Origin of the sequence: Paenibacillus sp. BIC5C1 (assembly GCF_032399705.1) — a bacterium.
Classification (GTDB): Bacteria; Bacillota; Bacilli; order Paenibacillales; family Paenibacillaceae; genus Paenibacillus; species Paenibacillus taichungensis_A.
Genome location: NZ_CP135922.1, coordinates 67,421 through 91,313 on the forward strand (window position 1 = coordinate 67,421; position 23,893 = coordinate 91,313).

The window sequence follows — 23,893 nt, forward strand, 5'->3', positions numbered from 1 at the left end:
ATAACATGATACCGCAATATTTAGTGGATTTTGATCTGTCCGCGCTGCCGATGGTGGAGACGGATGTGCTGGTTATTGGTTCAGGCATTGCTGGTTTGTTTACTGCGATCAAGGCGAGTGAACAACGCAGTGTGTTGATGATCACGAAGAAGTCGTTACTGGAAAGTAACACCCGGTATGCGCAGGGGGGAATCGCTGCGGTTATTGCTGAAGATGATTCACCTGCCTACCATTTGCAGGATACACTTGTTGCAGGAGCGGGATTATGCCGCTCCGAAGCAGTCGAAGCATTGGTGAACGAGGGCCCTGACGGAGTGAAAGAACTGATTCGCTTGGGTACTTTGTTTGATCTGGAGAACGGCGAGTTGGCGTTGACGCAGGAAGGTGCGCACAGCCACCGCCGTATTTTGCATGCCAATGGGGATGCAACGGGATATGAGATTGTGCGTGCACTGGCTGCACAGGCGAATGAACATCCGGGGATTGAAGTGTGGGATGAGCATTTTGTCATTGATCTAATTACAGAGCAGGGAGAATGTGTAGGTGCGCTGGTTCAGAAGGCTGATGGTTCGCAAGTATTTGTGAAAGCAGAGGCAACCGTACTATGCTCTGGCGGGGCTGGACAGTTGTATCGATATACGACTAATCCGGAAGTGGCTACAGCAGACGGCGTGGCGATGGCCTATCGTGCCGGAGCAGTTGTCCGGGACATGGAGTTTATTCAATTCCACCCGACCTCACTTTGTTATCCAGGAGCACCACGTTTCCTGGTGTCCGAGGCTGTACGTGGCGAAGGAGCTTATTTGCGCAATGTGAAAGGCGAGCGCTTCATGGAACGGTATCATGCACAGCTTGAACTGGCACCACGTGATATCGTTGCGCGGGCCATTGTCAGTGAGATGGAATCGACAAACAGTACCTTTGTATATTTGGATATCACTCATGAACCGTCGGAGATGATTAAACATCGGTTTCCTACCATCTATGAGACCTGTATGCGATACGGACTGGATATGACTACAGACTGGATTCCGGTCGCTCCTGCTGCACATTACATGATGGGCGGAGTGAAGACGGATCTTAGCGGGGAGAGCAGCATTGGCAGATTATTTGCCTGCGGTGAGGTATCTTCTACCGGAGTGCATGGTGCCAATCGTCTGGCAAGCAACTCTCTCTCTGAAGCAATCGTATTTGGCCGGAGAATCGTGGATCGTATTCAAGCCCTTCCTCCACTAGCTCCGCTACAGACAAGAATTCCCACATCAACAAGCATTCGCAGGAGCATAAAAGAAGAGCAGAAGCCGGTGTCCGAAAGACGCTTGCGTCTGCAAAAAATGATGGTACGTCAAGTGGGGCTGCGCCGGAATGGGGCTAACCTGCAAGGAGCAATAGAGAAGCTGCAACAAGAACTGCAATTTTTTGATCAGAAGTTTACTCACAAAGAAGAGATGGAATATGCCAACCTTTTGACCTGTGCCTGGTTGGTTACCACTGGAGCATTACACCGCGAGGAAAGTCGGGGAGCCCACTACCGTGAGGATTTCCCGCAGCGTGACGATGCCGTATGGCAGAAGCATAGCCTGCAGCAGCGAGAACAAGCGATTGTGGAGGAATTGATGTCATGATACTGAACGGATATAATGAAGGACTCATCGAATCAATCAAAAACTGGCTTCGTGAGGATGTTGGCGCAGGCGATGTCACAACAAGTGTGACAATTCCTGCTGGCAGTCAGTCCAAGGCCGTTATACATGCCAAAGACAATGGAATCATTGCAGGGATTACGGTCGCAGAACTCGTGTTTCAGGTAGTGGATCCTGGCCTTGTGTTCACACCGATGGTAAAAGACGGTGATGCAGTTACGCACGGTACGATTCTGGCTGAGGTAGAAGGGAGCACACATAGCTTGCTGACAGGAGAGCGTCTGGCTCTTAACCTGCTTCAGCGTATGTCTGGTATCGCTACCCGCACACGTACCTATGTTGATGCGTTGGAAGGCCTCCCTACACGACTGGTCGATACTCGTAAAACGACACCGGGACACCGCTTGCTTGAAAAATATGCAGTGCGGGTTGGTGGCGGAGCAAATCACCGGTTTGGCCTCTATGATGCCGTTATGATTAAGGATAACCACATCAAGGGCGCAGGGGGGATCACTGAAGCGGTACAGCGTGCGCGGGCCGTCATTCCGCATACCATGACCATTGAAGTTGAGACCGAAAACCTAGAACAGGTCAGAGAAGCCTTGCAGGCTGGGGCAGATATCATTATGCTGGATAACATGCAACCAGATCTTATGCGTGAGGCCGTCGTTCTTATTCGTGAGCAGGCTCCGCATGTGAAGGTTGAGGCATCGGGCAACGTCTCGCTAAATACTATTCGTGGTATTGCAGAGAGCGGAGTGGATGTAATTTCAGTTGGAAGGTTAACCTATTCTTTTGAGAGCCTGGATATCAGCCTAGATTTAAACGAAAAGAAAGAGGGGTGAACCTCTTTGATTCTTGTGGTAGACGTGGGCAACAGTAATATCGTACTCGGCGTGTATCAAGGCCGGGAGTTGCTCCACCATTTTCGCCTGAGTACATCCCGGCAGTCGACAGTGGATGAATACGGCGTATTGATTTATAATTTATTTCATATGTCGGGTATTTCAACACGCGACATTGAAGGTGTGATCATCTCATCCGTGGTTCCACCGCTGGTAAATGTGATTGAAGCCATGTGTGAGAAATACGTAGGCAAAAAACCTTTACTCGTTGGGCCTGGTATCCGAACCGGCCTGAACCTGCGGTATGAGAATCCTCGTGAAGTTGGCGCGGATCGCATTGTTAATGCAGTAGCAGCCGTTGAGAAGTATGGCGGCCCTCTCGTTGTGGTCGATTTCGGTACAGCGACCACATTTGACTGTATTGACGAGAAAGGAAATTATCTGGGCGGGGCTATCGTACCCGGCATCCATATTGCAACCGAAGCACTCTATGAACGAGCGTCCAAGCTACCTCGTATTGAATTGGAGAAGCCCAAGAAAGTCATTGGTCGCAACACCATTCATGCGATGCAGGCCGGCATTATTTATGGTTATGCAGGACAGGTGGACGGTATTGTGGAGCGTATTCGTGAGGAAATGGGAGCCAAGCCTAGAGTTATTGCAACCGGAGGCCTTGCCAAGCTGATTGCAGAAGAAACACGCAGCATCGATGAAGTGGATCCGCTGCTTACGCTTGAAGGGCTGCGTATCGTTTATGAGCGGAACCGGGAAAGGTAAGAACAGAGACGGCAAACAGCGGGCTGAGATTACAGTCTTATATGTTATGCCGTTTTTTCTATAACTGGCGATTACGCCAAAGGAGGCTGAATGACTTGGAAAACAACAACAAACAAGACCGGTTAATTCGCGGTACAGCAATGAACGGACGGGTTAGGGCCTTTGCTGTTCAAACGACGGAACTGGTTGAGGAACTGCGCAGAAGACATGATACGTTTCCCACGGCTACAGCAGCTATGGGGCGTACGGTTACAGCAGCATCCATTATGGGTGCTATGCTTAAGGGAGAAGAGAAGCTGACTATTCAAGTCAAAGGCGATGGTCCCATTGGACAGATTGTTGCCGATGCTAATGCGAAGGGTGAAGTTCGTGGTTATGTAAGCAATCCGCATGTACATCTGCCGAGCAATAGTATGGGCAAACTGGACGTTGCTGGCGCAGTCGGAACAGAGGGATTCGTGAACGTAACCAAGGATCTGGGGCTGAAAGAGCCTTATCGCGGCAGTGTGCCGATTATTTCGGGAGAACTTGGCGAAGACTTTACGTACTATTTTGCCAAATCGGAGCAGACACCTTCTGCTGTAGGCGTTGGTGTACTCGTGGACACCGACAATTCGGTTATTGTAGCCGGTGGATTCATTGTACAGTTGCTTCCGGGTTTGACGGATGATGAAATTACTGTGATTGAAAATGCCATTGGCACAATGCCGCCAGTGACGTCACTGCTGGCAGAGGGGCTTGAACTGGAAGCACTGCTTCGTCGCGTACTGCCTGATGTACAGGTCATGGACGAAATGGATATCCATTTCCACTGTGAGTGTTCACGTGAGCGGGTAGAGAAAACATTGATCAGTCTGGGTCAATCCGAATTGGAACAATTGATTGAGGAAGAAGGCCAGGCTGAAGTGGTTTGCCAATTTTGCAATGAGGCTTACGATTTTAACAAGGGACAACTTGAGACCATCCTAGAGCAAGCCAAGAACTGATTTTATGCGGGGACGGGACGCGGAATGACAAGACAGGAAAAAGGGTTATGGACGGCTGTAATTGTCTTGACGCTTGGAATGCTGGTGATGGGTTCGGTTTTGGTTGTGCAAGGCTTAAGAAATGGACGAGAAGGAGCAGATCCACCTCAGGATACCAATCAGGAAGAGGGAAGTGCGGTAGCAACGATCAATGGGGAGGTCATAACCAACAAGGAATGGACCGAAGCATTGAAACGGCGCTATGGCAGTGAATTGCTGCTCCAGATGCTCAATCGCAAAGCCGTATATGCGGAAGCGCTCGATCGTAATCTGACGGTGACTCCCAAAGAAATTGCGAAGGAACTTGCCGCAGCCATGGATGGATATGATTCGGAGAAGGCTTATTTTGACGAAATGCAGTCTCAACTGGGTTTATCCAGGCAGGACCTTGAGTTGGAGGCGGGATACCGACTTCTGCTTGAGAAAATCGCGACGGGCGGTATTCAGATTAAGGATGCAGATATTGAGCATTACTGGAACGAACACCGTGAAGACTATGTTTCCCCAGAGAAATATGATCTGTCTATCATTGTATTGAAGGAAGAGGAACAGGCTGAATCAGTCCTGGATGCGCTCGACAAGGGAGCAGACTTTGAAGAAACCGCACGGAATGAATCGACAGACAGTTACTCCCGTGATGCGGGTGGTCGTCTGGGATGGATCGAGCAGAACGATCCGTTTCAGTCCGAAGCAATTCTCAAACTTGCAGCTCAACTGGACGTTGGCGATATTGCAGGGCCGGTAAAAGTCGAAGAAGGTTACGCCATCGTTAAAATGAATGACAAACAAGAGCGTCAGGTACAACCAGCAGAAGAGGTTCGCGAAGAAATTCGGATGCAGCTTGCTCTAAGCCTGGCTGATCCCTTGCCTCAGGTGGAGGAGAGGTTACGCAACAAGTATGAAGCTGTCATCATCGCTGAAATTCCGGCATCCTGATTATCCTGCAAACGAATGTTCTGCTGCATCTTGATAAAAATACTCTGTCTACGGCCTTAGGGCCCAGGGCGGAGTATTTTTTTGAGTCCTCATATTGACAATAGGGTGTAACGTTGATAAGATAAAAATAATCAAAAACCTACTCATTTACTCGGAATAAAACCATTTATATGAACAAAGAAATCTTCGGAAAACCCAGGTTCTGTCCGGTTTATTGCAGATGGAATAGACTCAGAAGGATTTCCGTGGTTCTCTTTTATAACATCTAGAGGCTGCTCGGCCACACATGTATATGGCAACAGGACTTAAGTAGTATTCAACCCACTAAGGAGGGCATTCATATGGCTAAAGTAGTTAATAACGTAACAGAACTCATCGGAGGTACTCCGCTTGTTCGTCTGAACCGTATTGTACCTGAAGGCAGTGCTGAAGTGTTCGTGAAACTGGAATACCAGAATCCAGGTTCAAGCGTCAAAGACCGTATCGCGATTAGCATCGTGGAAGAAGCGGAAAAAGAAGGCAAGCTGAAACCGGGTGATACCATCATCGAAGCAACAAGTGGTAACACAGGAATTGGACTGGCTATGGTGGCTGCAGCCAAAGGCTACAAGTCTGTTATTGTTATGCCGGAAACGATGAGCATGGAACGTCGTAACCTGCTTCGCGCCTACGGAGCTGAGCTTGTGCTTACACCGGGAGCCGAAGGTATGAATGGTGCAGTTAAAAAAGCTGAGGAATTGCTTAAGGAAAATCCATCTTATTTCATGGCTGAGCAATTTAAAAATAAAGCCAACGTGAAGATCCACCGTGAAACGACTGGTCCTGAGATTGTTGAAGCTATTCAATCTGTAGGCGGTACGTTGGATGCTTTCGTTGCAGGAATCGGTACAGGCGGAACGATTACAGGTACAGGTGAAGTGTTGAAGGAATCCTTCCCTGGGATTAAAATTGTTGCCGTTGAACCAGCAGCTTCCCCAATCTTGGCAGGTGGCAAACCGGGCCCTCACAAAATTCAGGGGATCGGTGCTAACTTTATTCCTGAGATTCTGGATCAGGAAATCTATGACGAGATCATTCACATCGAAAATGACGATGCGTTTGAGACGGCTCGTCAAGTAGCGAAGGAAGAAGGTATTCTGTCCGGTATTTCTTCCGGTGCAGCTATCCGCGCAGGTCTGCAAGTGGCCAAACAGTTGGGTGCAGGCAAACGTGTTGTCGTTATCGTGCCAAGTAACGGCGAACGTTACCTCAGTACGCCACTTTACAACTTCGAAGCTTAAGTTTTAACAAGTGATGAAACAAATCCTCCTTGCCCGCATGCCGGGTGTGGAGGATTTTTTGCTGAATGCTTTTAAAAGCAGCGGCGCTTTAGTATACTATCAGACAATAGAACAAGCGACAGATGGAGGGCGGCAAACCGCAATGACACACCTGATGACAACATACGCCGACTGGACAGAGTGGGCCGGAAAAGGTTGGACCATGATGCCGTATATGATCAAGTCGGATAAAGGACCGTATCATGGCGGTTTACCGTTAACGTGGGAGGCAGCCTGGCAGCAGGCGTCACCCTATGCAATAGTATTGGAGAATGGTAAAGGCGGAAGATATACCTTTCTGGGATTAAATCCGGTATCCGTTATTTCCGGCAAGGGCAATGAAGCTGTTATTCAAGATCTCATTCAAGGCGGTACCCGGACAGACTGTGGTAAACCGCTGGAAGTATTAAAAAGATGGGCTGCGCCGTACAGCGCACCAAAGGTGAGCGGGGCTCCAGACTTTGGCGGTGGATGTGCAGGTTATCTAAGCTATGACGTAGCGAGATCTTTGGAAAAGCTGCCAACCTTGGCTGAAGACAACCCGGCTCTCCCGGATTATTGGTGGATGCGGTTTGAAGAAATATGGGCGTATGACCATGACCAGCAGGCGCTGTTCTGTATGGTTCATCTGGCTGTACAGCCAGATCAGGATGAAGCTCAGCTCCGTAGGCTGTATGCAGAAGCAGAAGAGCGAGCAGCAGCCATGCAGCAACGATGGCTGCATATTCTAGGGTTTGCCCAGGCGGAGGAGCAGCAACAGGCATTGGAGCATCGTCATAGCCACATTCATCTCACTGCGCAATCAACCGATTCGGATCAGGAAACGGAAGGATGGCACACCTCCTTTCCTCAAGAGGACTTTGAGCAGGCAGTACGCACAGTGCAAGAATATATCCGTCAAGGGGATGTGTTTCAAGTGAACCTGTCCCTGCGGCAGGAAAAACGTCTGAAGTCCAGTGCAGAACATATCTATGAATGGCTTCGTCTCGTGAATCCCTCTCCTTACATGGGGATGCTGCGTAGTCCTGATTTCCAATTGGTGAGCGGATCACCTGAGTTGCTCGTCAAAGTGGATCATGGCAAGGTTAACGCTCGTCCGATCGCAGGAACACGGAGAAGAGGACGAGATGAAGCCGAAGATGAGATGATGGCTGCTGAGCTGATGAACAGTGAGAAGGAACGGGCAGAGCATATTATGCTGGTCGATCTGGAACGGAATGATATCGGGCGGATTGCAGCTTATGGATCAGTGCATGTGCCTGAACTGATGACGATCGAGAAGTATTCGCATGTCATGCATCTGGTGTCTCAAGTCGAGGGAACGCTGGCAGACGGACTATCGGCATTTGATGTGATTGCAGCGACGTTTCCAGGTGGAACGATTACAGGTGCACCCAAAGTTCGTACCATGGAAATCATTGAAGAACTGGAGCCTGTGCGTCGTGGACCGTATACAGGTTCGATTGGGTGGATGGACTACAGTGGCAATATGGAATTGAACATCGTCATCCGTACACTTTCCATTAAAGATGGAGTGGGGTATGTACAGGCAGGAGCAGGCATCGTTATCGACTCCGACCCATATCGGGAATACAAGGAGTGCCGTAACAAGGCAAGAGCCATGATGAGAGCTGTGAATTACAGCGAGGAAGCTGAAGCCGTTAAACTAAACTAATTAAGCAGCCGTCCTTGTGTGGACGGAAGAACAGGAGGAACAAAAACATGATACTGGTTATCGACAATTATGATTCCTTCACATACAACCTGGTTCAATATCTGGGTGAACTGGGGGAGACGGTGGAAGTTCGCCGTAACGATGAAATTGATTTGGTAGGCATCGAGGCATTGGCACCTGATCATATTTTGATCTCACCGGGGCCTTGTACTCCAAATGAGGCCGGTGTTAGTCTGGCGGTCATTGATCACTTCAAGGGCAATATTCCGATCTTCGGCGTATGTCTGGGACATCAGGCGATCGGACAGGCTTTCGGAGGGAACGTTATTCGCGCGGACCGGATGATGCATGGCAAAACATCGGAGATGCATCATAATGGAACGTCCGTATTTACCGGATTGCCATCTCCCTTTACGGCAACGCGGTATCACTCTTTGATCGTGGAGCGCAGCAGTCTGCCAGATTGTCTGGAGATTACGGCCGAGACAGCAGAAGGCGAAATTATGGGCTTGCGTCACAAGGAATATGCGATTGAAGGTGTTCAGTTCCATCCCGAATCCATCATTACGGATCACGGTCATCAAATGCTGCGTAACTTCCTGTCTCAGCAGGTAAAGGTATAGAGATGAAATATGCCGCGATAAACGGAGAATTGGTCAATATGGCGGCAGCCGTGGTTCCGGTGACGGATCACGGCTTTTTGTACGGACTCGGATTGTTCGAGACGTTTCGGACCTATCAGGGAGTTCCTTTTCTGCTGGAACGTCATTTGCAGCGGATGGCTTCAGGGTGTCGTGAACTGGGCATTCCTTTCACAGCAACAGCAGCGGAGGTAACGGACTGGCTCAAAAACCTGCTGCTCGCTAATGAACTTCAGGATGCCTATGTACGCTATACGGTATCTGCGGGCGAGGCTCCCCTCGGTCTACCTTCAGGAGATTATGTGAAACCCAATCATATCGTATTGGCAAAAGCACTACCTGAACCCTCTCCATCGCTATACGAAAATGGAAAAATGCTTCAACGTCTGTTGACGCCCCGTAACACGCCTGAAGGAGAAGTGCGGTTCAAATCGCTGCATTACATGAACAGCATCCTGGCGAAACGGGAACTGAACGGATATGGGCAATATGTGCAAGGTGCGGAAGGGTTGCAATTAACCCGAGATGGGCATGTAGCTGAGGGGATTGTCAGCAATGTGTTCTGGGTGAGAAAGGGCGTACTCTACACGCCAGCACTTGAGACTGGCATTTTGCCGGGAATCACCAGGGCTGTTGTATTGGAGCTTGCAGCTCAGCAAGGACTGCCTTGCCAGGAAGGTTTATTTCCTTGGGAGGGACTGCTGCAGGCAGATGAAATCTTTTTGACAGGCTCTGTTGCTGAACTCGTCCCGGTTACCACATTGCGAGATCAGGTTGGAACGGAAACAGTAATCAACAGCGGACATATAGGCCCGGTTACAGATGCGCTTCTGGGTATGTACCGGCAGAAAGCGGGGTATACTTCATGACACTTACGCCAGTCATTTATGAACGGAATTATGCGTGGGGACCAGCAGAGCTAAAATTGGGCACACGTACACTTATTATGGGCATTCTGAATGTCACACCGGACTCCTTCTCGGATGGGGGACGTTATACCAGTGTGGAGCGAGCGGTGGCTCACGCCATTCAGATGATGCAAGACGGCGCAGATCTCATTGATATTGGCGGGGAATCTACACGTCCCGGTTCAGATATCGTTGGCGCTGATGAAGAGCTCAGCCGGATCATTCCGGTCATTGAAGCACTACGGCAGCAGGCTCCACATATTCCGATATCGGTGGACACTTATAAAGCGGATGTCGCTCGCCAGGCCATTGAGGCTGGAGCGCACATCATCAATGATGTGTGGGGTGCGAAGGCTGATCCGGAGATGGCACGTACTGCGGCAGAACTGGGATGTCCCCTGATCCTGATGCATAATCGGCAAGAACGAGACTATACCAACTATTTGGTTGATGTAGTCAGTGATCTTCAGGAGAGTATACAGATTGCGCTTGAGGCCGGAGTTCATCCCGATCAGATTATTCTGGACCCGGGTATTGGCTTTGTGAAGAATCTGAACGAAAACCTTGTGCTCATGTCATCGCTCGGGTTGCTCAATGAGATGGGGTATCCCGTTCTGCTTGCCACCTCGCGTAAAAGGTTTATTCAGAACACCTTACAGGTGCGGGCGGATGATGCGCTGGAGGGTACAGCCGCTACGGTTGCTTTTGGCATAGCCCAAGGATGCCAGATGGTCCGGGTTCATGATGTGAAGCCGATTCGGCGCACGGTGGACATGTGTGATGCCATGCTGTATGTATCTCCAGGCTTGCGGAGGAAATGATCCTGACGGGGCCTGTGACCCGTACAGTAGAAGCGTAGCGTTTTGTAATAGGTACAAACATCGAACCATGAATTCATTATATATAGAGGGCAGGCGGATCTTATGGATAGAATGGTAATGCATCGAATGGAGTATTACGGATATCACGGCGTATTTGCCGAGGAACGGAAGCTGGGGGCGCGTTATTATATTGATCTGGAGATCGATATGGATCTGGGCGAGGCTGGGCGTAACGATGATTTGACCAAAACCATCAATTATGCGGAAATCCATGAGTTGGTCAAACAGATCGTTGAAAATAAATCATTCCAGTTAATTGAAGCTTTGGGCGAACATATTGCATCTTCTTTACTGGACACTTATACTATTATCAATGCATTGACAGTCAAAGTGACGAAGCCGCATCCGCCTTTTGATATTCATTTTGGGGGCGTAACTGTAGAGCTTCGCCGCACAAGAAAGTGAGAACCGATCATGATTGCACATTCGACCTCTGAATCTTCAGAGGCTTATATTGCTTTAGGGGCTAATTTGGGTGACCGGGAACAGACGCTGCTAGAGGCGTTAACGTTGCTGGATGCACATCCTCATATATCCGTCCTGCGCTGTTCTGCGCTGTATGAGACGGAGCCGGTTGGTTATGTGGACCAGCCAGCGTTTCTGAATATGGCAACTGCAGTACAGACTACACTTCTGCCGGAGCAGCTGCTCACGGAACTGCTGGATATTGAAACACGGCTTGGACGGGTTCGTGATATCCGTTGGGGTCCTCGTACAGTCGATTTGGATCTGCTTTGGATGGATGGAGAGACAAGTGATACCGAACGGCTGCAACTGCCGCATCCACGGATGGGTGAACGGGCGTTTGTATTGGTGCCACTGACTGACATCGTAACCGAAGATGAGCATTCAGGTTTGTATGCCTTTGTACAATCATCGTTGTCTGTACTGGATGGAAAGGATGGAATACAGCTTTGGAAAACGTGCAATTGGCCAATCGAATCCGGGCTTTCCGGAAGCTGAAAGGTTTAACACAACAGGAACTCGCTGCTGAGACGGGCATATCGCTGGCCGTTCTGGGTATGATTGAACGAGGCAATCGTAAAGTAGCTGAACGGGAGCTGAATCTAATCGCCGGGGTACTGTCGATCAGCATTGAAGAGTTACAGGGGAACTAAGACCGCCTGATACTAACAAAAAAAAATCGTCATTATTCGTTAATTTTATAAAGAAAGAAATATTAAAGAATTAAACACAACCAGGATTCATACAAGAGTCTCGGAGTTAAAAAGGAGTGGGCCGACTACCATGCTTAAAATTGGTGACATCGAAATGAAAAACCAGGTCGTACTTGCGCCGATGGCTGGCGTATGTAATCCGGCTTTTCGTCTGATTGCAAAAGAATTTGGAACAGGCCTCGTATGTGCGGAGATGGTGAGTGGCAAAGCCATCGTGCATGGCAACAAGCGTACACGTGAGATGTTGTTTGTAGATGAACGTGAGAAACCGCTGAGCCTGCAAATATGGGGGGGAGATCGTCAAGCCCTCGTAGAAGCAGCCAAAATTGTGGACAAAGAAACCAATGCTGACATCATCGACATCAACATGGGATGCCCTGTGCCCAAAGTGACAAGCTGTGATGCAGGTGCACGCTGGCTGCTTGATCCGAACAAAATTTATGAGATGGTATCCGCTGTAGTAGACGCGGTCGATAAGCCCGTGACAGTCAAGATGCGGATCGGCTGGGATAACGAGCATATCTATGTGGTTGAGAATGCACTTGCGGTTGAACGCGCTGGTGGACAAGCGGTAAGTGTGCACGGCCGTACACGTGAGCAGCTCTACACAGGTACTGCGGACTGGTCACACATCAAAAATGTAAAAGAGGCTGTCTCCATCCCGGTGATCGGGAACGGAGATGTATCTTCACCGGAAGATGCCCGTCGCATGTTGGATGAAACGGGATGTGACGGAGTGATGATCGGTCGTGCCGCCCTGGGTAACCCATGGATGTTGTATCGTACCATTCAGTACTTGAGTTCCGGCGAACTGCTTCCTGACCCGAATGGGGAAGAGAAGATTCGGGTTGCCATTTTGCATATGGACCGTCTGATTGCACTGAAGGGTGAGGCTGTTGCTGTTCGTGAGATGCGTAAACACCTGGCTTGGTATCTGAAAGGTCTCAAAGGATCTGCCCGCATCAAGGACGTTATTATGGAAGAAACCAAACGTGATGAGATGGTGCACATTCTGGAGAACTTTGTAGGTCAGCTGCATATCGAAGGCAATCTGGAGTCAGAACCGGCAGTAGCCGAAAATGCATCCTGATCTGCTGCTGTAAAACGTTTACAGCTATAGGGGGCGTAACATTGACTTTTCGAGACCGTTACCCTATAATTTCACAGTATAAATTCGCCATGTGCGTCATAAGGCTAGTGCATCAGGAGGAATGTTCTGTTTCTCCGGAGAACTTCATATAGTTTTGAAGATGTATGCGGGCGGAGCTCTGTAAACAGCACTGGTTCCGTTGCCGTGCAATCAAATTATTCCCATGACAGGAGAATCGGTTGAGATGAGCGATAAGGAAGTTATCCTTACACCAGAGGGACTTAAGAAGCTTGAAGAAGAACTGGAAATGCTGAAATCGGTGAAGCGCCGCGAAGTGGCTGAGCGGATTAAGGTAGCCATCGGGTATGGAGATATTAGTGAAAACTCCGAATACGAAGACGCGAAGAACGAACAGGCTTTCATTGAAGGCCGCGTGATTACGTTGGAGAAATTGCTCCGGAACGCTCGGATTATTAACAGCGACGAGATTGATACCGAAGCTGTAAGCGTGGGTGCAACAGTTACTGTAGAAGATCTGGAATTCGGTGATATCACGGAATATACAATTGTAGGTACTGCGGAGTCCAATCCGCTGCAAAACAAAATATCGAATGAAAGCCCTGTTGGCAAAGCCATTCTGGGCAAGAAAAAAGGTACGGTTGTTGATGTAAGTGTGCCTGCTGGCGTAATTCAATATAAAATTGTAGACATCAAAAAGTAATATAAGCAATGAAGCAGTCGGGTACGGAGACAAAAGCTTCCTTAGGGAAGCTTTTTTCAACATTTGAGGCAGAATACCTCTGAAGATGCCTGCAATGTAAATAAGGAGATGAATATAGATCATGACGGATGAAGTCTTGAATCAGGAAACCGAACTAAGTGAGCTTTTACAAATTCGCCGCGACAAATTGGACGAGCTCCGCAAATTGGGGATCGACCCTTTTGGCCAAAAATACGTACGCACGGAAGAAGCCGGCTCCATTCTGAAGAAGTATGAAGGACTGACGAAGGAAGAGCTGGAAGAGAAGCACATCGAAGTCAGTATTGCCGGACGGATTATGGCGAAGCGGGGAATGGGTAAAGCGAGCTTTGCACATATTCAGGACCTGAGCGGCAGAATCCAGATCTATGTTCGTCAGGATACTGTGCCGGAAGACAAATACGCCGCGTTCAGCCTGCTCGATCTGGGGGATATTGTAGGTGTCTCTGGCGTAATCTTCAAGACGAAGACCGGTGAAACTTCGGTTAAGGTTCAAAATCTTGAAGTATTGTCCAAGTCCCTTTACCCACTTCCGGATAAATATCATGGACTCGCGGATGTCGAGCTCCGTTACCGTCAGCGCTATGTTGATCTGATCATGAATCGCGAAGTGCAACAGACATTCATTACTCGTTCCAAAATCATTCAATCGATGCGCCGTTACCTGGATTCTCTGGGCTATCTGGAAGTCGAAACGCCTACGCTACACACCATCGCTGGTGGTGCCGCTGCGCGTCCATTCATCACGCATCATAATGCGCTTGATATGGAATTGTATATGCGGATTGCGATCGAGCTTCACCTGAAACGTCTGATTGTAGGCGGTCTGGAGAAGGTATATGAGATCGGCCGTGTATACCGTAACGAAGGCATGTCGACACGTCATAACCCTGAATTCACGATGATTGAACTCTATGAGGCATATGCCGATTATCAGGATATCATGCGTTTGACTGAGAATCTGGTTGCTCACATCGCACAGGAAGTGCTTGGTACACAAGTTATCCAATATGCAGACTATCAAGTGGATCTTACACCACAATGGCGCCGTATAACGATGGTAGACGCGGTTAAGGAAGTCGTGGGTGTGGACTTCTCCGTGCATATGACGGACGAGGAAGCTCATCGTTTGGCGAAAGAACATAAGGTTCCGGTTGAAAAGCATATGACATTTGGTCATATTCTGAATGCATTCTTCGAACAATTCGTAGAAGAGACGTTGATTCAACCAACCTTTATCATGGGACATCCAGTAGAGATTTCTCCGCTGGCGAAAAAGAGCGATATAGATCCACGTTTCACGGACCGCTTCGAGCTGTTTATCGTTGGACGTGAGCATGCCAATGCATTTACGGAGCTGAATGATCCAATTGACCAACGTCAGCGCTTTGAGGCACAATTGCTGGAGAAAGAACACGGGAACGATGAAGCACACGAAATGGATGATGATTTCATCCGTGCGCTCGAGTATGGTATGCCACCAACAGGTGGACTGGGGATCGGTATTGACCGTCTGATCATGTTGTTGACCAACTCGCCGTCCATTCGTGACGTACTGCTCTTCCCACACATGCGTCCTCGTACACAGGATTAAATAAGGAACGTTTAACTCGTTCATAATAGAAGAGGAACCTGCCGTTCAGTATGATGCTGGTGGCAAGTTCCTCTTTAGGTTTACATAGGCATCGAAGTGACAGATTCGTCGAAACAACGTGGTTGCCATGAATATGACAGATCTTCTTCGCCTACCTGTATGTATTATGTTAAAAGAGGTGCCCTTCATGAAGTTTAGGCTTCACATTGCTAAATTCCTATCACCCCCACTGATTCTGGTTGGTGGTTTTATGCTTATTATCACGATCGGGACGATTCTGCTCATGCTACCTATCTCGAATCAAAGCGGTGAGCATTTGGCGTTCATTGACGCGCTGTTTACGTCTACCTCTGCTGCATGTGTGACCGGGCTGGTTGTTGTAGATGTAGGGACGACCTTCAACCTGTTTGGTCAAATCGTGATTATGGTGCTTATGCAGCTAGGTGGACTTGGCTTCATGACCATCGCAACGTTGTTTGCACTAGTATTGGGTAAGAGAATCTCGCTTAAGGACAGGCTGCTGCTGAAAGAGGCTATCAACGCTGACAGTATGGAAGGCATTGTACGCATTATTCGCAAGGTGCTAATTTTTTCGTTTACCATTGAAGGGGTGGCTGCTGTTATATTGGCACTACGGTGGGCAACGGAAATGCCTTTTTGGCAGGCGGTATACTATGGTGCGTTTCACTCGGTTTCATTATTTAATAATGGTGGTTTCGATCTGTTCGGCAACAGTTTTCAGTATTATACAGGGGACTGGTTGTTTAACCTGACAGCTTCGGTGCTGGTTGTATCGGGTGGACTCGGCTTTGTGGTGCTGAATGATTTGTTTGAGTTCCGCAAGCGTCGTCGCTTATCGTTGCAATCCAAACTGGTGTTGTCCGTATCAGGTGCACTGATTGGTATCGGTGCAATTGTACTGTTTGTATTTGAGTTCACCAATGGGCACACACTGGCGTCTCTCAGTTGGAGCGAAAAGATTTACGCTTCGTTCTTCCAATCGGTCTCTACACGTTCGTCGGGTACGAGCACCATTGATATCACCCAGATGAGGCAGGCTACCCAGTTCTTCTTCATACTGTTGATGTTTATTGGGGCATCTCCGGGGTCAACCGGGGGTGGGATCAAGACGACAACGTTCCTGATCATGATTGGAGCGGTATATGCCATGATTCGTGGCAATAAAGATATTGTATTTTTCCGTCAGCGTGTTCCGAAAGAGTTGCTGATGAGAGCATTGACGATTATTATGGTTTCCTTGATCATATTCATGGTTGTAGTAATGCTGCTACTTACGACAGAGGATGCACCGTTCCTTTCACTGATGTTTGAAGCGGCCTCGGCGATTGGGACCGTGGGTCTGTCGGTGGGAGTAACGCATGAATTAACGGTATGGGGAAAAGTGATTATCGCCTTCACGATGTTTATCGGACGTATTGGACCACTCACCATTGCATATGCGCTTCGTCCGCGCAAAGAGAAGAAGTTGTATCGCCATCCGGAGGGCCGGATTATTATTGGATAAAATGAAAAACCGTCACGCATCTAGGACTAACCCTGTTATGGAATAGGTTAGTCACAACTAATGCCTGACGGTTTTTTTGTTTCATAGAAGCACTCACTTGTTTCCTCTGGTACGAAGGATAGGGTTGTCTTTTAATTTTGTGACCGAATGTTATTCTGCATCCCGGCATAACGTTGCAAGATGCATGGTAAGGATATCCTCCATAATCTTGGTGTTCATCTGGTCAGGACGAAGAATCGCATGAATTCCCAAACCGTCGACCAGTGCGTATAGCCGTTCAATTTCCATCTCCTTATCGAGGTCTGTTCGGGAGAGATTGAGCTCCATGAGGTAGGTGATAACCGTAGCCATTGCATGTCTGAGCTCATCATAGACTTTGTCTGCATGCTCTTTGAGAACAGGATCAGTCTTGGACTTGGCTGTAAAAGCGTACCACACCTCCATTTCGGCCATTTTTTCATCCGTGCTTGGCAAAAGTTCTAACAACAGAAGTTTCATATTCTCCAAAGGGGAAGCATCAAAGGACATCTGTCTGATTCGATTCGATACCCGTTCGGATACCAGATTCATTGCATATAGGAGTAGTTCCGATTGGGTTGAAAAATAATGGCGCATAGACCCGGCAGATATTCCAGCTTCTACCGCGATATTTCGAACGGAAGCCTGTTCCATGCCATCTCTTCGGATGACACGCCAAGCCGCTTCGGCTACGAGCAGACGTTGTTTCTCGTGATCAACTATTTTAGGCATAAAAGGATTATATCATTGTTGATTATTATAATACAAACGTGTTAAATTGTATTTAATACGTTTGTATTATAATAAGGAGTGGATTAATTGATTGCCTATTTTATTATTGGATGTGAGATTGCCTTCTGGGTATTTGTCGCTGCAGGTCTGAGTGTGCGTTATCTGTTGGGGATGAAACGGATAGGGATCGCGCTGTTAATGGCAACACCCATTGTGGATGTTCTTCTTATGGTAGCGACGGTGATGGATCTTCAAAGGGGTGCTACAGCAAGTATGGTTCATGGCATAGCAGCTATATATATAGGTGTGAGTATTGCCTACGGTCATCAGATGATCGCTTGGGCTGATCGCTACTTCCTGTATTGGTTCAAGGGTGGAGATAATCCTCGGAGCAGAAAGGTGTACGGTAGTGAGCATGCTAGTCGTGAGAGAGTGGGATGGCTTAGACATCTATTGGCTTGGGGCATAGGTAGTCTGTTCTTGCTCGCGATGATCTGGTGGATTGGGGATTCGGAGCGTACTGCGGCATTTTCTAATCTAATAAGAGTATGGGGAATCATACTGGGGATCGATTTTATAATCAGCTTTAGTTATAGCTTATGGCCGCGGAAGATGCCTGTGGAGAAAATGAAGTAACATATCACTGGATAGGGGAAGGAACATGTGGATTGTCGTGGGGAAAAGGTGATCTGCATGTTCTGGAAAGAGAGTGTTTAATGACGATTGATGGGACCATAAATAAGCCTGGCTTTAGGTGAATAGCTAAGCAAACGACAAAATATAATTTATTGAAAATAAAGCTTGCATTCCAAAACTGTACATGGTATATTCTAATTCCGGCCAAGAAAACACGAGAAACACGGTGCGGCAAGCGAACGAAATAAGCTTCGAAAGAAACTTAAAAAAAGAGCTTGCAAAGTTGGTTCGGATGTGATAAGATATAAAAGTTGCTGAGGTGAACAACACACGGCAATGGAACAAGTTTGATCTTTGAAAACTGAACAACGAGTGAGTAACGATCTTGCTTGCAAGATCGACGCTGAGAAATCGGTACAAGTCTTCGGGCTGTATGATTTGGAAGCATAAATGAGATTTTTAATCTCGTCAGTTTCAAAATGAGCTTATCGCTCTTTTCAATACTTTATTGGAGAGTTTGATCCTGGCTCAGGACGAACGCTGGCGGCATGCCTAATACATGCAAGTCGAGCGGACTTGAAGAGAAGCTTGCTTCTCTGATGGTTAGCGGCGGACGGGTGAGTAACACGTAGGCAACCTGCCCTCAAGCTTGGGACAACTACCGGAAACGGTAGCTAATACCGAATAGTTGTTTTCTTCTCCTGAAGAGAACTGGAAAGACGGAGCAATCTGTCACTTGGGGATGGGCCTGCGGCGCATTAGCTAGTTGGTGGGGTAACGGCTCACCAAGGCGACGATGCGTAGCCGACCTGAGAGGGTGATCGGCCACACTGGGACTGAGACACGGCCCAGACTCCTACGGGAGGCAGCAGTAGGGAATCTTCCGCAATGGGCGAAAGCCTGACGGAGCAATGCCGCGTGAGTGATGAAGGTTTTCGGATCGTAAAGCTCTGTTGCCAGGGAAGAACGCTTGGGAGAGTAACTGCTCTCAAGGTGACGGTACCTGAGAAGAAAGCCCCGGCTAACTACGTGCCAGCAGCCGCGGTAATACGTAGGGGGCAAGCGTTGTCCGGAATTATTGGGCGTAAAGCGCGCGCAGGCGGTCATTTAAGTCTGGTGTTTAATCCCGGGGCTCAACCCCGGATCGCACTGGAAACTGGGTGACTTGAGTGCAGAAGAGGAGAGTGGAATTCCACGTGTAGCGGTGAAATGCGTAGATATGTGGAGGAACACCAGTGGCGAAGGCGACTCTCTGGGCTGTAACTGACGCTGAGGCGCGAAAGCGTGGGGAGCAAACAGGATTAGATACCCTGGTAGTCCACGCCGTAAACGATGAGTGCTAGGTGTTAGGGGTTTCGATACCCTTGGTGCCGAAGTTAACACATTAAGCACTCCGCCTGGGGAGTACGGTCGCAAGACTGAAACTCAAAGGAATTGACGGGGACCCGCACAAGCAGTGGAGTATGTGGTTTAATTCGAAGCAACGCGAAGAACCTTACCAGGTCTTGACATCCCTCTGATCGGTACAGAGATGTATCTTTCCTTCGGGACAGAGGAGACAGGTGGTGCATGGTTGTCGTCAGCTCGTGTCGTGAGATGTTGGGTTAAGTCCCGCAACGAGCGCAACCCTTGATCTTAGTTGCCAGCACTTCGGGTGGGCACTCTAAGGTGACTGCCGGTGACAAACCGGAGGAAGGTGGGGATGACGTCAAATCATCATGCCCCTTATGACCTGGGCTACACACGTACTACAATGGCCGGTACAACGGGCTGTGAAGCCGCGAGGTGGAACGAATCCTAAAAAGCCGGTCTCAGTTCGGATTGCAGGCTGCAACTCGCCTGCATGAAGTCGGAATTGCTAGTAATCGCGGATCAGCATGCCGCGGTGAATACGTTCCCGGGTCTTGTACACACCGCCCGTCACACCACGAGAGTTTATAACACCCGAAGTCGGTGGGGTAACCGCAAGGAGCCAGCCGCCGAAGGTGGGATAGATGATTGGGGTGAAGTCGTAACAAGGTAGCCGTATCGGAAGGTGCGGCTGGATCACCTCCTTTCTATGGAGAATCGTTTCCCGTAGCGGAAACATTCAAATACGCAGCTTAGCTGCAAAACTTACTCACTCGTTGCTCAGTTTTGAGAGCTCAAACTCTCAAACAGCTTGCTTTTGCATGGAGCTTGTTCTTTGAAAACTAGATATCGAAACGAAAATTGCGATTTAGAACATTCCTTTTTAAGCTGAACTTGTGTAAACAAGTTTCAATAAAAACGGTAGATTGCATTTGCTCATGAGAGCAATTGGTTAAGCTACTAAGAGCACACGGAGGATGCCTAGGCGCTAGGAGCCGATGAAGGACGTGGCGAACAACGAAACTGCCTCGGGGAGCTGTAAGCAAGCTTTGATCCGGGGGTGTCCGAATGGGGAAACCCAGCTGGGGTAATTTCCAGTTACTCATAACTGAATACATAGGTTATGTAGAGGCATACCAGGGGAACTGAAACATCTAAGTACCCTGAGGAAGAGAAAACAATAGTGATTCCGTCAGTAGCGGCGAGCGAACGCGGAGAAGCCCAAACCAGAGAGCTTGCTCTTTGGGGTTGTGGGACATCTCACATGGAGTTACAAAGGAACCGGTTAAACGAAGAGGTCTGGAAAGGCCCGCCAAAGAAGGTAAAAGCCCTGTAGTTGAAAGTTGGTTCTCTCCGAGATGTATCCCGAGTAGTGCGGGGCACGTGAAACCCCGTATGAATCCGGCAGGACCATCTGCCAAGGCTAAATACTTCCTAGCGACCGATAGTGAAGCAGTACCGTGAGGGAAAGGTGAAAAGCACCCCGGAAGGGGAGTGAAATAGAACCTGAAACCGTGTGCTTACAAAAAGTCAGAGCCCGTTTTAGGGGTGATGGCGTGCCTTTTGTAGAATGAACCGGCGAGTTACGTTCCCGTGCAAGGTTAAGGTGAAGAGCCGGAGCCGCAGCGAAAGCGAGTCTGAATAGGGCGACATAGTACGTGGACGTAGACCCGAAACCGGGTGATCTACCCCTGTCCAGGGTGAAGGTGCGGTAACACGCACTGGAGGCCCGAACCCACGCACGTTGAAAAGTGCGGGGATGAGGTGGGGGTAGCGGAGAAATTCCAATCGAACTCGGAGATAGCTGGTTCTCCCCGAAATAGCTTTAGGGCTAGCCTCGGAAAACAGAGTCGTGGAGGTAGAGCACTGATTGGGTGCGGGGCCCGCAAGGGTTACCAAGCTCAGTCAAACTCCGAATGCCATAGACTTACTTCCGGGAGTCAGACAGTGAGTGCTAAGATCCATTGTCAAAAGGGAAACAGCCCAGACCATCAGCTAAGGTCCCCAAGTGTGTGTTAAGTGGGAAAGGATGTGGAGTTGCACAGACAACCAGGATGTTGGCTTAGAAGCAGCCACCATTGAAAGAGTGCGTAATAGCTCACTGGTCGAGTGACTCTGCGCCGAAAATGTAACGGGGCTAAACACACCACCGAAGCTATGGCTTGATGCTTTGCATCAGGGGTAGGGGAGCGTTGTATAAGGGTTGAAGGTGTACCGTAAGGAGCGCTGGACATTATACAAGTGAGAATGCCGGTATGAGTAACGAAAAGATCAGTGAGAATCTGATCCGCCGAAAGCCTAAGGGTTCCTGAGGAAGGCTCGTCCGCTCAGGGTAAGTCGGGACCTAAGGCGAGGCCGAAAGGCGTAGTCGAAGGACAACAGGTCGAAATTCCTGTACCACCGTAAGCCGTTATGAGCAATGGGGGGACGCAGCAGGGTAGTGACGCGGACTGATGGATGTCCGTCTAAGCAGTGAGGCTGATGTGTAGGCAAATCCGCACATCGTAAGGCTGGGCTGTAATGGGGAGCGAAAATTATAGTAGCGAAGGTCATGATCTCACACTGCCAAGAAAAGCCTCTAGCCAGGTGATGGTGCCCGTACCGCAAACCGACACAGGTAGGCGAGAAGAGAATTCTAAGGCGCGCGGAAGAACTCTCGTTAAGGAACTCGGCAAAATGACCCCGTAACTTCGGGAGAAGGGGTGCCCCGGTAGTGTGAATAGCACGAGGGGGCCGCAGTGAAAAGGCCCAAGCGACTGTTTAGCAAAAACACAGGTCTGTGCGAAGCCGTAAGGCGAAGTATACGGGCTGACGCCTGCCCGGTGCTGGAAGGTTAAGGGGAGCGGTTAGGAGCAATCCGAAGCTGTGAACCGAAGCCCCAGTAAACGGCGGCCGTAACTATAACGGTCCTAAGGTAGCGAAATTCCTTGTCAGGTAAATTCTGACCCGCACGAATGGCGTAACGACTTGGGCGCTGTCTCAACGAGAGATCCGGTGAAATTTTAATACCTGTGAAGATGCAGGTTACCCGCGACAAGACGGAAAGACCCCATGGAGCTTTACTGCAGCTTGATATTGAATTTGGGTACGATCTGTACAGGATAGGTGGGAGCCTTTGAAACGTGAGCGCCAGCTTGCGTGGAGGCACCGTTGGGATACCACCCTGATCGTATCTAGGTTCTAACCTGGTACCGTAATCCGGTGCGGGGACAGTGTCAGGTGGGCAGTTTGACTGGGGCGGTCGCCTCCTAAAGAGTAACGGAGGCGCCCAAAGGTTCCCTCAGAATGGTTGGAAATCATTCGAAGAGTGCAAAGGCATAAGGGAGCTTGACTGCGAGACCTACAAGTCGAGCAGGGACGAAAGTCGGGCTTAGTGATCCGGTGGTACCGCATGGAAGGGCCATCGCTCAACGGATAAAAGCTACCCTGGGGATAACAGGCTTATCTCCCCCAAGAGTCCACATCGACGGGGAGGTTTGGCACCTCGATGTCGGCTCATCGCATCCTGGGGCTGAAGTAGGTCCCAAGGGTTGGGCTGTTCGCCCATTAAAGCGGTACGCGAGCTGGGTTCAGAACGTCGTGAGACAGTTCGGTCCCTATCTGTCGTGGGCGTAGGAAATTTGAGAGGAGCTGTCCTTAGTACGAGAGGACCGGGATGGACGTACCGCTGGTGTACCAGTTGTTCCGCCAGGAGCACCGCTGGGTAGCTATGTACGGACGGGATAAGCGCTGAAAGCATCTAAGCGTGAAGCCCCCCTCAAGATGAGATTTCCCAGTATGTAAGACCCCTTGAAGACGACGAGGTAGATAGGCTGGGGGTGGAAGTGCAGCAATGCATGGAGCTGACCAGTACTAATCGGTCGAGGGCTTATCCAAATATGCAGGTTATGAATCGCAAATTTCGTTTCGGATCTAGTTTTCAGAGAATAATCTCTGAAATGTAAGCTAAGCTATGCGTTTGGTGGCGATGGCGGAGGGGTTCCACACGTACCCATCCCGAACACGACCGTTAAGCCCTCTAGCGCCGATGGTACTTGGACCGCAGGGTCCTGGGAGAGTAGGACGCCGCCAAGCAAAGAACCACTGCCGATGTTATTCGGTGGTGGTTTTTATTTGTTTATAAGCAAAAATTAGAAACAACTGTTAGTTGAGAGACAGTGAACTAAATTACTTAACATAGAGTAACGCCACTCATATCGAGTGGTATTTTTTATATATAGAATGAACCTGTCCGTATGACAAATACAGTTGTATGCATCAGGCAATACACCTAATATAACCAGGGAGTTTCCCTTGACAGTCTAAATAACGCTTTGCTAAGATGGCAATAATAAATTTTTCAGAAAACGTATTTTCGGCA

General features: G+C 49.0%; 19 protein-coding genes and 3 rRNA genes. 21 read left to right on the top strand and 1 reads right to left on the bottom strand.

Annotated elements, in window-relative coordinates:
- Positions 1-5 precede the first annotated feature (5 nt).
- The 17 genes from nadB to RS891_RS00390 all read left to right on the top strand — a co-directional run bounded on the left by nadB (position 6) and on the right by RS891_RS00390 (position 16,797).
- The gene (gene nadB / locus RS891_RS00310; RefSeq protein WP_113055728.1) at positions 6-1,625 is read left to right on the top strand and encodes an L-aspartate oxidase; all 1,620 of its coding nucleotides are present in this window, start codon (positions 6-8) and stop codon (positions 1,623-1,625) included.
- Positions 1,622-2,488: a carboxylating nicotinate-nucleotide diphosphorylase gene (gene nadC / locus RS891_RS00315; RefSeq protein WP_315794143.1), complete on the top strand. Its 867-nt coding sequence runs from the start codon at positions 1,622-1,624 to the stop codon at positions 2,486-2,488. The genes nadB and nadC overlap by 4 nt, the downstream gene beginning before the upstream one ends.
- Before the next feature lie 6 nt (positions 2,489-2,494).
- Complete coding sequence (locus RS891_RS00320; RefSeq protein ID WP_024633734.1) at positions 2,495-3,265, top strand: type III pantothenate kinase; 771 nt, start codon at positions 2,495-2,497, stop codon at positions 3,263-3,265.
- A gap of 95 nt (positions 3,266-3,360) precedes the next feature.
- On the top strand, positions 3,361-4,251 hold the full coding sequence (gene hslO / locus RS891_RS00325) for an Hsp33 family molecular chaperone HslO (RefSeq protein WP_397386877.1): 891 nt from the start codon (positions 3,361-3,363) through the stop codon (positions 4,249-4,251).
- Positions 4,252-4,275: 24 nt separating this feature from the next.
- Positions 4,276-5,226, top strand: coding sequence for a peptidyl-prolyl cis-trans isomerase (locus RS891_RS00330; protein WP_315794144.1), 951 nt, complete (start codon positions 4,276-4,278; stop codon positions 5,224-5,226).
- 341 nt (positions 5,227-5,567) lie between these two features.
- Complete coding sequence (gene cysK / locus RS891_RS00335; RefSeq protein ID WP_062329357.1) at positions 5,568-6,506, top strand: cysteine synthase A; 939 nt, start codon at positions 5,568-5,570, stop codon at positions 6,504-6,506.
- Positions 6,507-6,648: 142 nt separating this feature from the next.
- Complete coding sequence (locus tag RS891_RS00340) at positions 6,649-8,220, top strand: anthranilate synthase component I family protein (RefSeq protein ID WP_315796107.1); 1,572 nt, start codon at positions 6,649-6,651, stop codon at positions 8,218-8,220.
- Between the two features lie 47 nt (positions 8,221-8,267).
- Entirely contained in the window at positions 8,268-8,843 is a 576-nt protein-coding gene (gene pabA, locus RS891_RS00345; RefSeq protein ID WP_315794145.1) for an aminodeoxychorismate/anthranilate synthase component II, read from the top strand.
- A 2-nt stretch (positions 8,844-8,845) separates the two neighbouring features.
- Positions 8,846-9,730 (top strand): aminotransferase class IV, encoded by an 885-nt coding sequence (locus RS891_RS00350; protein WP_315794146.1) that lies wholly within the window; start codon positions 8,846-8,848, stop codon positions 9,728-9,730.
- On the top strand, positions 9,727-10,590 hold the full coding sequence (gene folP / locus RS891_RS00355) for a dihydropteroate synthase (RefSeq protein WP_315794147.1): 864 nt from the start codon (positions 9,727-9,729) through the stop codon (positions 10,588-10,590). Before RS891_RS00350 ends, folP begins: the two co-directional genes overlap by 4 nt.
- 102 nt (positions 10,591-10,692) lie before the next feature.
- Positions 10,693-11,055 carry a dihydroneopterin aldolase gene (folB, locus tag RS891_RS00360; RefSeq protein WP_053778905.1) on the top strand — a complete coding sequence of 121 codons (363 nt, stop codon included), beginning with the start codon at positions 10,693-10,695 and terminating at the stop codon, positions 11,053-11,055.
- 9 nt (positions 11,056-11,064) lie between these two features.
- Positions 11,065-11,613 carry a 2-amino-4-hydroxy-6-hydroxymethyldihydropteridine diphosphokinase gene (gene folK, locus RS891_RS00365; protein ID WP_113055737.1) on the top strand — a complete coding sequence of 183 codons (549 nt, stop codon included), beginning with the start codon at positions 11,065-11,067 and terminating at the stop codon, positions 11,611-11,613.
- Entirely contained in the window at positions 11,565-11,768 is a 204-nt protein-coding gene (locus tag RS891_RS00370) for a helix-turn-helix domain-containing protein (protein WP_113055738.1), read from the top strand. The genes folK and RS891_RS00370 overlap by 49 nt, the downstream gene beginning before the upstream one ends.
- Positions 11,769-11,898: 130 nt before the next feature.
- Entirely contained in the window at positions 11,899-12,918 is a 1,020-nt protein-coding gene (gene dusB / locus RS891_RS00375) for a tRNA dihydrouridine synthase DusB (RefSeq protein ID WP_076292136.1), read from the top strand.
- Positions 12,919-13,162: 244 nt separating this feature from the next.
- Entirely contained in the window at positions 13,163-13,639 is a 477-nt protein-coding gene (gene greA / locus RS891_RS00380; RefSeq protein WP_076292137.1) for a transcription elongation factor GreA, read from the top strand.
- A gap of 121 nt (positions 13,640-13,760) precedes the next feature.
- Positions 13,761-15,272 (top strand): lysine--tRNA ligase, encoded by a 1,512-nt coding sequence (gene lysS, locus RS891_RS00385; protein WP_315794148.1) that lies wholly within the window; start codon positions 13,761-13,763, stop codon positions 15,270-15,272.
- Positions 15,273-15,459: 187 nt separating this feature from the next.
- Positions 15,460-16,797, top strand: a complete 1,338-nt coding sequence (locus RS891_RS00390; RefSeq protein WP_113055740.1) for a TrkH family potassium uptake protein — start codon at positions 15,460-15,462, stop codon at positions 16,795-16,797.
- A gap of 150 nt (positions 16,798-16,947) precedes the next feature.
- Here the strand turns inward: RS891_RS00390 and RS891_RS00395 are convergent, their stop codons facing one another.
- Entirely contained in the window at positions 16,948-17,547 is a 600-nt protein-coding gene (locus RS891_RS00395) for a TetR/AcrR family transcriptional regulator (protein WP_113055741.1), read from the bottom strand.
- A gap of 87 nt (positions 17,548-17,634) precedes the next feature.
- Here RS891_RS00395 and RS891_RS00400 point away from each other — a divergent pair, with 87 nt between their 5' ends.
- The 4 genes from RS891_RS00400 (at position 17,635) to rrf (ending at position 23,607) form a co-directional block, all read left to right on the top strand.
- A complete protein-coding gene (locus tag RS891_RS00400) occupies positions 17,635-18,183 on the top strand; it encodes a hypothetical protein (protein ID WP_315794149.1) in 549 nt (182 codons plus the stop codon).
- Positions 18,184-18,688: 505 nt separating this feature from the next.
- A 16S ribosomal RNA gene (locus tag RS891_RS00405) occupies positions 18,689-20,240 on the top strand.
- A gap of 243 nt (positions 20,241-20,483) precedes the next feature.
- Positions 20,484-23,409, top strand: a 23S ribosomal RNA gene (locus RS891_RS00410).
- Between the two features lie 81 nt (positions 23,410-23,490).
- Positions 23,491-23,607 (top strand): 5S ribosomal RNA (gene rrf, locus RS891_RS00415).
- The 16S, 23S and 5S rRNA genes sit together here, the layout of an rRNA operon.
- Positions 23,608-23,893: the final 286 nt, after the last annotated feature.